The sequence below is a fragment of the uncultured Catenibacterium sp. genome (assembly GCF_900540665.1).
Taxonomy (GTDB): Bacteria; Bacillota_I; Bacilli_A; order Erysipelotrichales; family Coprobacillaceae; genus Catenibacterium.
The window spans coordinates 1-6,640 of record NZ_UQGV01000093.1 but is presented as its reverse complement, the minus strand read 5'-3'; the positions used below and the strand labels follow the sequence as shown (position 1 = coordinate 6,640).

Annotated in this window: 8 protein-coding genes and 1 pseudogene; 1 reads left to right on the top strand and 8 read right to left on the bottom strand. The window is 33.7% G+C overall.

What is annotated here, in order from left to right; genetic code table 11:
• The 5 genes and pseudogenes from QZQ55_RS10100 to QZQ55_RS10080 form a co-directional block, all read right to left on the bottom strand.
• A pseudogene (locus tag QZQ55_RS10100) lies at nucleotides 1-329 on the bottom strand (23S rRNA (uracil(1939)-C(5))-methyltransferase RlmD); the annotation flags it as partial.
• Nucleotides 329-1,735 carry a beta-Ala-His dipeptidase gene (pepD, locus tag QZQ55_RS10095; RefSeq protein ID WP_295092986.1) on the bottom strand — a complete coding sequence of 469 codons (1,407 nt, stop codon included), beginning with the start codon at nucleotides 1,733-1,735 and terminating at the stop codon, nucleotides 329-331. The pseudogene QZQ55_RS10100 and the gene pepD, both read right to left, overlap by 1 nt.
• A 10-nt stretch (nucleotides 1,736-1,745) precedes the next feature.
• Nucleotides 1,746-1,976: a Smr/MutS family protein gene (locus tag QZQ55_RS10090; RefSeq protein WP_295092984.1), complete on the bottom strand. Its 231-nt coding sequence runs from the start codon at nucleotides 1,974-1,976 to the stop codon at nucleotides 1,746-1,748.
• A complete protein-coding gene (locus QZQ55_RS10085; RefSeq protein WP_295092983.1) occupies nucleotides 1,955-2,659 on the bottom strand; it encodes a pseudouridine synthase in 705 nt (234 codons plus the stop codon). The genes QZQ55_RS10090 and QZQ55_RS10085 overlap by 22 nt, the downstream gene beginning before the upstream one ends.
• Nucleotides 2,659-2,943 carry a hypothetical protein gene (locus tag QZQ55_RS10080; protein WP_295092981.1) on the bottom strand — a complete coding sequence of 95 codons (285 nt, stop codon included), beginning with the start codon at nucleotides 2,941-2,943 and terminating at the stop codon, nucleotides 2,659-2,661. Before QZQ55_RS10080 ends, QZQ55_RS10085 begins: the two co-directional genes overlap by 1 nt.
• Nucleotides 2,944-3,051: 108 nt before the next feature.
• Here QZQ55_RS10080 and QZQ55_RS10075 point away from each other — a divergent pair, with 108 nt between their 5' ends.
• Nucleotides 3,052-3,798 carry a MurR/RpiR family transcriptional regulator gene (locus QZQ55_RS10075; RefSeq protein WP_295092979.1) on the top strand — a complete coding sequence of 249 codons (747 nt, stop codon included), beginning with the start codon at nucleotides 3,052-3,054 and terminating at the stop codon, nucleotides 3,796-3,798.
• Between the two features lie 54 nt (nucleotides 3,799-3,852).
• Here QZQ55_RS10075 and QZQ55_RS10070 read toward each other — a convergent pair whose 3' ends face one another.
• From QZQ55_RS10070 to QZQ55_RS10060, 3 genes are read right to left on the bottom strand one after another with little or no spacing between them, the layout of a single operon-like run.
• Nucleotides 3,853-4,635 carry an ABC transporter ATP-binding protein gene (locus QZQ55_RS10070; RefSeq protein ID WP_295092977.1) on the bottom strand — a complete coding sequence of 261 codons (783 nt, stop codon included), beginning with the start codon at nucleotides 4,633-4,635 and terminating at the stop codon, nucleotides 3,853-3,855.
• Nucleotides 4,628-5,494 carry an ABC transporter permease gene (locus QZQ55_RS10065; RefSeq protein ID WP_295092976.1) on the bottom strand — a complete coding sequence of 289 codons (867 nt, stop codon included), beginning with the start codon at nucleotides 5,492-5,494 and terminating at the stop codon, nucleotides 4,628-4,630. The genes QZQ55_RS10070 and QZQ55_RS10065 overlap by 8 nt, the downstream gene beginning before the upstream one ends.
• 9 nt (nucleotides 5,495-5,503) lie before the next feature.
• Nucleotides 5,504-6,475, bottom strand: a complete 972-nt coding sequence (locus QZQ55_RS10060; protein WP_295092974.1) for an ABC transporter substrate-binding protein — start codon at nucleotides 6,473-6,475, stop codon at nucleotides 5,504-5,506.
• Nucleotides 6,476-6,640: the final 165 nt, after the last annotated feature.

Genomic DNA, 6,640 nt, shown 5'->3' with positions numbered 1-6,640 from the left:
TCATAAATAGAAACTCTATACTTTCTAAATAGTACAGCTATTTTACTAATAATTGCATCTGTTTCCTGATCATGAATAAGACAAGATTTATAAGGAATAATACGATGAGAATTCTCTTCATATAAACCATAGTTATATGTCTTATCAAACGCAATAATTGTCTTATTACGATAGTAATAAGGATCTTCCATACCAGAAACTGGGTGTACATTGACCTTTAAATCCTTAAAAATCTTCTTACACTCTTCATTCTTATATTCCAAAGACTTAGCATAGCCTTGATTGATAAATTGACAGCTTCCACATTTTTTCGCTATATCACATTTCATTATAATTCTCCTAGCCAGTTCTTTAAGAAGTCATGGACTTCATAAAGAGTTTTGATTTCTAATCTTTCCTGTGGTGTATGGATATCTATACAGTTTGGTCCCATAGTCACAATATCCATATCTGGGAATATTCGACTCATATAACCTGTTTCTAATCCACCATGAGTCGGTACTTCTTTGAGTTCTTTATTATATGCTTTTTTATAAGCTTCCTTGTAAGACTTACGTAACTGAGAATTAGGATCATAACTCCAACCATAATATTCATCTGATGGTGTCACACTTAAGCCAAATAAAGAAGCCAATGTTTCTACTTCATTTACAAGTAGTTTAAGATTGATTTCATTCTCACTACGTAATAATAGAATAAGCTCTACAGCTTTTTCTGTTGTTTCCATAATCCCTAGATTTAAAGAAAGAACTGGGAAATGATTAAAGTAATAAGAATACTTCTCTACACCATATGGACATAATGCAAGGAAATGAATAAGTGCATCACTATCTAAAATCACATGCCCACTCTGTTCTTCTTCTAATGTATAATCAAGTGATTCTAATGGATAGAGAGTCTTCTGTTCTTCCATTCTTTCATGAATAAAAGCCTTTAATTCTTCTTTATTACTAGAAGACTGGAAAGTAAATAAACCATCTCTACAGATTGCATTGGCCTTCTGTCCTGCATTAAGTGAAGAGAAACGAATATCAAAGCCATTATCTAAACATGCTTTTAGTACAAGTCCTGCAATCTTAATCGCATTGCCTCTACCTTCTTTAATCGCATCACCAGAATGACCACCTAATAATCCTTTAATATTAAGTTTATATCCCTGATCATGAGATTCTACGAATGTTGCATTCTTTCGAATAGTCAACTGAACGCCACCTGCAGAAGAAACATTTGTTTCTCCCACAACATCACCATCTAAAGAAATCATCTTGCGGGCATGGATCCAATCTTTATCTACATGAGTAATACCTTCCATAGTCGTTTCTTCCTGGACAGTAAATAAGCATTCTAAACGAGGATGTTTAACGTGATCATCACTTAATAAGGCTAACATAATAGCCACTGCTACACCATCATCTGCTCCTAAAGTTGTTTTTGTTGCATGTAAATAACCATCTTCTTCATAGATTTCTAAAGGATCAGTGAGGAAGTCATGGTTACTATCTGCATCTTTTTCAGCCATCATATCCATATGACCCTGTAATAAAATAGATGCATGGTCTTCATAACCAACACTTGCTTCCTTATAAATAATAATGTCCCCTATTTCATTTCTTTCATAGTTAAGTTCATGAATTTGCGCAAATTCTTCTATATAGTTTCCTAGTAATTCTTCATGTCCTGAAGGATGAGGAATACTACAAATAATCTTAAAATATTCTAATACATCTTTTGTCATTATAAACTCCTTATTTAGTAATAATATCAGTAATACCTGGATTCATAGATAATTCTATTCTCTGTACGTGAGGATGACTGCGATATCTTTTTCTCACCATCTGACCTAAAGTCTGACCTTGGTTATATCCATGGATAATTCTTAAAGTTAACGCATCGGGCTTCTTTAATGCCTGATCTATGATCTTACGAGCTTCCTGCTGAGTATAGCCATGAATATCTATTTCTTTGATATATTGCATATTTCCCTCCCTGTGATGTCTTTTAAATGATTAATTTCTTCTTTTGTGAGTGTACGATAAGCACCACTAGGTAAATCACCTAACGAGATATCTCCATACATAACACGATGAAGTGACGTAATCTTATTATCAAGAGAAAGGAACATCTTCTTTATTTCATGATAACGTCCTTCTTCTAATGTAATCATTCCTTCATGATCACTTTTCATTTCCACTAGTGCTGGTAAGCATTTAACATCTCCATCAATAATAATGCCTTCTTTAAAAGCAGCAATATCCTTTAGTGGATAAAGACAAGTAAATGCATATGTTCGAGGTATATGAAATTCAGGTAGAGTGAGTCTTTTTCTTAATTTAAGATCATTAGTCATAATGACTAGACCCGTTGTATCACGGTCTAATCTCCCCACATAATGAAGGTTATCATCTGGAAGCAAGCTAATAAGACAGGGATCATGAGGATCCCTATTGGCACATACATAGCCTGATGGTTTATGAATGATATAGTATTTCAAGGGATGAGGATCAAGAATCTTAGAATCATAAATAACTGTTTCATCAGTTATGTCTATATCTTCTTCAATTGTATGATTATTGACTAATATAAGTCCCTTTTTAATTGCCTTCTTTGCCTGTTTCTTACTTCCACATTTATTTAATACAAATATGTCTATCAGTCTCATTAATGAGTATTCCTTCCACGAGAACAGTCATTTGAACGATTATCTGTACTATTGACTATAATCACCTTGACCTTATCTCCTCTTTTATAGGAAGGATCCTTTTCTAAAATATCACGTAAAGCAGTTAATCTCTTATTGCCATCTACACATAAATAGCCAAAACCTGTTTCTTTCACTTTAATAGGAAAAGAAAAGCCTATTCTAATAATAGAATGATAGAGATGATCTGTATATTCTGATGGAATAAAATGAATATCACTTAATGGTAGTTCTTTAATACGCATGCTTTAGCCCCCTTTAAATACATTATAGACAAAATAAAACATAATACAAAATTATTTCTATAGATTATTACAACTATGATATAATATCAGTAAAGGGGCGTGAATATAATGGGCTTGTTACTTAGTAGAATATTGACTTATTTAAATGGTGCGATGCATAATGATTACTATTATAAAATATGTAATTTCATAATCTTTAACTATCTAGATATATTTGAGATGTCTGAAGAAGAATTCTTAAATAAAGGTGCGTTTAGAAAAGAAGAACTGTATAGCTTTCTATTATCATTTGGATTCTCTACTTATGAGGATTTCCGTTTTAAGCTTGAAGCAGATCATCAATTACGTTTAAATCAGATTCGTGTCAGATTATTTGGAGAAACTCCTCAGAAATTCTTAGCTAAGATGGATAAGGCCATGGATGAAGAAGTACTGGCAGATACAATCACTTCTATCTGTGAACATTTCTATAAAGCAAAACGTATCATTATCTTTGGTGGTTTATATCCTTGTTCTATTGCTGTAGAGCTACAGACAGATATGATTTCTTTTGGACGTCCATTTATCCATTATCATAAGTATGATCCTATTCAATTTAATGAAGATGATGTTGTCATCTTTGTAAGCGCAACAGGACGTAGTCTAGAAGAAATGAAGAAATATGATAATTGCAGTTTTGAAAAGGCATATTCATTACTCATCACGCAGAACCGTAAATATACACAGTCATGTTTTAATGGAAATACAACTGTTATCTATGTACCAGGTAAGTTTGATTCAATAGATTTCAACTATCAGATCATGTCAATCTGTGATCTCATCAGATTACGTTATTTCCAACAATACTACCTCTAAGCAGACTTAGGTCTGCTTTTTTCATCCATTAAAAAGACAAGGAATCATCCTTGTCTAGTGAAGAAGAACGCGATCATTCGCTTCTCCTGTTTCAGTAAATTTTCTTACGAGTTCTTCGACAGTCATTCTCTTTTTAGTTTCTTCATCAATATCTGCAATGATTTTTCCATCCTTCATCATCAGAATTCTATTCCCATATTTTAAGGCATCTTCCATATCATGAGTGATCATCATTGTAGTGATATGATGTTCTTTCGCAATTCTTTCTGATAGTTTCATAACCTTTATAGATGTTGCAGGATCAAGTGCCGCCGTATGTTCATCTAATAAAAGTAATTGAGGCTTGACAAGTGTTGCCATAAGTAAAGTCAAAGCCTGTCTTTGTCCACCTGATAAAGTACCCACCTTAGTTGTTAAACGGTCTTCTAAACCAATATCTAAGTCCTTTAATGCATTCACAAAGACATCATGGTGTTTATGAGTAAATGGTGTGAGTGAGAAATGTTTTCCTCTTTGATAAGCTAGAGATAAGTTTTCTTCAATTGTCATTGAAGGGGCTGTTCCTCTTAAAGGATCCTGAAATAAACGACCAATGGTACGGCTTCTCACATATTCCTTTTCATGAGTGATATCTTTATCATCTAAGACAATAGTTCCTTCTTTTGCTTCTACGGCACCAGAAATAGCACCAAATAATGTGGACTTACCAGCACCATTAGAACCAATAATAGTCACAAAGTCTCCTGGTTCAAGATGAAGAGATAAGTGATCAATGGCTTTCTTTTTATTGACTGTCCCTTCATTAAATATAACTGTTAAATCTTTAATATCAAGCATGTTTCGTGAACCTCCTCTTGAGTGTTGCAGAAGAAATCGCAATCACAACAATAAATGCTGATAGGATCTTTAAATCTCCTGAAGGTAAACCTAAATATAAAGCAATAGTTAACGCAAAACGATAGAAGATTGCTCCTACAATAGTTCCAATTAAACATACTACTACCTTATCACTCTTAATAAATGTAAGACCAATGATAATAGAAGCAAGTCCGATAACCATCATACCAATACCACTTGTAATATCTGCATAGCCCTGCTGCTGTGTAAAGAGTGCACCACTTAAAGCAACCAAACCATTCGCAAGTCCTAAACCAACAATCTTCATCTTATCTGTATCAATAGAGCTTGCACGTACCATTGCTTCATTATCACCACAGGCTCTTAATGCAAGACCCATCTGTGTCTTTAAAAAATAATTGAGTAATGTAGTAATCACAATCACAATCAAACCAATAATGAATAATTTATCGTAAGGCTCAAACTGAGCGGTATTGCTGAAAATTGTCTTATGATTGAATAATGAGATATTAGGTGTCTGATGCATGATACGTAGATTCACTGAATATAATGCTGTCTGGGTAAGGATTCCAGCTAGGATCTCATTAATATTAAGCTTAGTAATAAGTAAGCCTGTCACAATACCGGCAATCGCACCTGCTATAAATCCAAGTACCATACCAAGTAGTGGATACCCTGCTACTGCCATTATGGCACTTACTGCACATCCTGTTGTAAAACTTCCATCCACTGTCAAATCTGGAATATTCAAAACTTTGAAACTAATATATAAGCCTATAGATAGGACGGCAAATATGCCTCCTAACTCCAGGGCTCCAAGAATAATTGTGCTATTCATAAAAACTCCTTAGATTTCTGTATATTTACTGTCGCTTGTAATACTTTCTGGTAACTTAATATCTAATTTTTCTTTTGTAGTTGTATTCACATAGATTTTTAAGTTTGTTTTAAATACTTTTACTGGTATATTTTCTACTTTATTACCCTTTAATACTTTATCAACGATTTTAGCCGTTTCTTTACCAAGTTCCTTATAATCAATACCAACACTTAAAAAACCACCATCTTTAACCATTGAATCAGCACCGACATATAAAGGCTTATTTGCTTTCTTACAAGCCTCACTCACTACATTCATAGCACTTGCAACTGTATTATCATTAGGTGTAAAGATTGCATCACATTTACTATTTAATACGTTGATTGCACTCTGTGCTTCATTGACTGAAGCAATTGTTGCTTCTTCAACCTTGATATTCTTTTTTGCACAATAGGCTTTGGCTTTCTTAATATTAGTGACTGAGTTTGCTTCTCCCTTGTTATAAAGCATACCAATTGTTTTTGTATTTGGATTGATTTCTAATGCCTTATCAATAATCTGATCAACCTGTACCTCATCACTTGTACCAGTAATATTCTTATCTGGTTTAGATAATGAGCTAGTTAATTGCGCCCCTACTGGATCAGTTACTGCACTAAATACAACTGGAGTCTTAGTAGCAAGTTTTGCAACTGCCTGAGCAGCAGGCGTTGCGATGGCCATCACACAATCAAAGTTCTTTCCTGCAAAATCATTAGCGATGCTTGCACATGTATTTGTGTCACCCTGGCCATTCTTGAATGTATATTCGATATTCTTATCATCATATCCAAGAGACTTCATTTCCTTATCAAATGAATCCTTAATTTCATTGAGTGAAGTATGATCCATGAACTGGATAATACCTACCTTCTTCTTATTACTAGTAGATGTTCCACATCCTGCTAAAAGTGAAATTGTTAATGCTGAAGTTAATACTGTTCCTAATAATTTATTCATTGTCATGTTCTCCTCTTCGTTTAAATTTTATTAAATTTTCTCTGATTCAATTCAAACAACGACGCCATCGCTTCATATGAGTGCCTCCCAACTTGTTAGCAGGTAATAAAAAAACACCTGTCCCAAAAGACAGATGTTACTCTTTAAGCCACCTTTTGATTTAAT

What these genes read in the sequence shown, in the direction of transcription:
- pepD (WP_295092986.1), bottom strand. Translation starts at nt 1,735, where the DNA reads ATGACAAAAGATGTATTAGAATATTTTAAGATTATTTGTAGTATTCCT.
- QZQ55_RS10090 (WP_295092984.1), bottom strand. Translation starts at nt 1,976, where the DNA reads ATGCAATATATCAAAGAAATAGATATTCATGGCTATACTCAGCAGGAA.
- QZQ55_RS10085 (WP_295092983.1), bottom strand. Translation starts at nt 2,659, where the DNA reads ATGAGACTGATAGACATATTTGTATTAAATAAATGTGGAAGTAAGAAA.
- QZQ55_RS10080 (WP_295092981.1), bottom strand. Translation starts at nt 2,943, where the DNA reads ATGCGTATTAAAGAACTACCATTAAGTGATATTCATTTTATTCCATCA.
- QZQ55_RS10075 (WP_295092979.1), top strand. Translation starts at nt 3,052, where the DNA reads ATGGGCTTGTTACTTAGTAGAATATTGACTTATTTAAATGGTGCGATG.
- QZQ55_RS10070 (WP_295092977.1), bottom strand. Translation starts at nt 4,635, where the DNA reads ATGCTTGATATTAAAGATTTAACAGTTATATTTAATGAAGGGACAGTC.
- QZQ55_RS10065 (WP_295092976.1), bottom strand. Translation starts at nt 5,494, where the DNA reads ATGAATAGCACAATTATTCTTGGAGCCCTGGAGTTAGGAGGCATATTT.
- QZQ55_RS10060 (WP_295092974.1), bottom strand. Translation starts at nt 6,475, where the DNA reads ATGAATAAATTATTAGGAACAGTATTAACTTCAGCATTAACAATTTCA.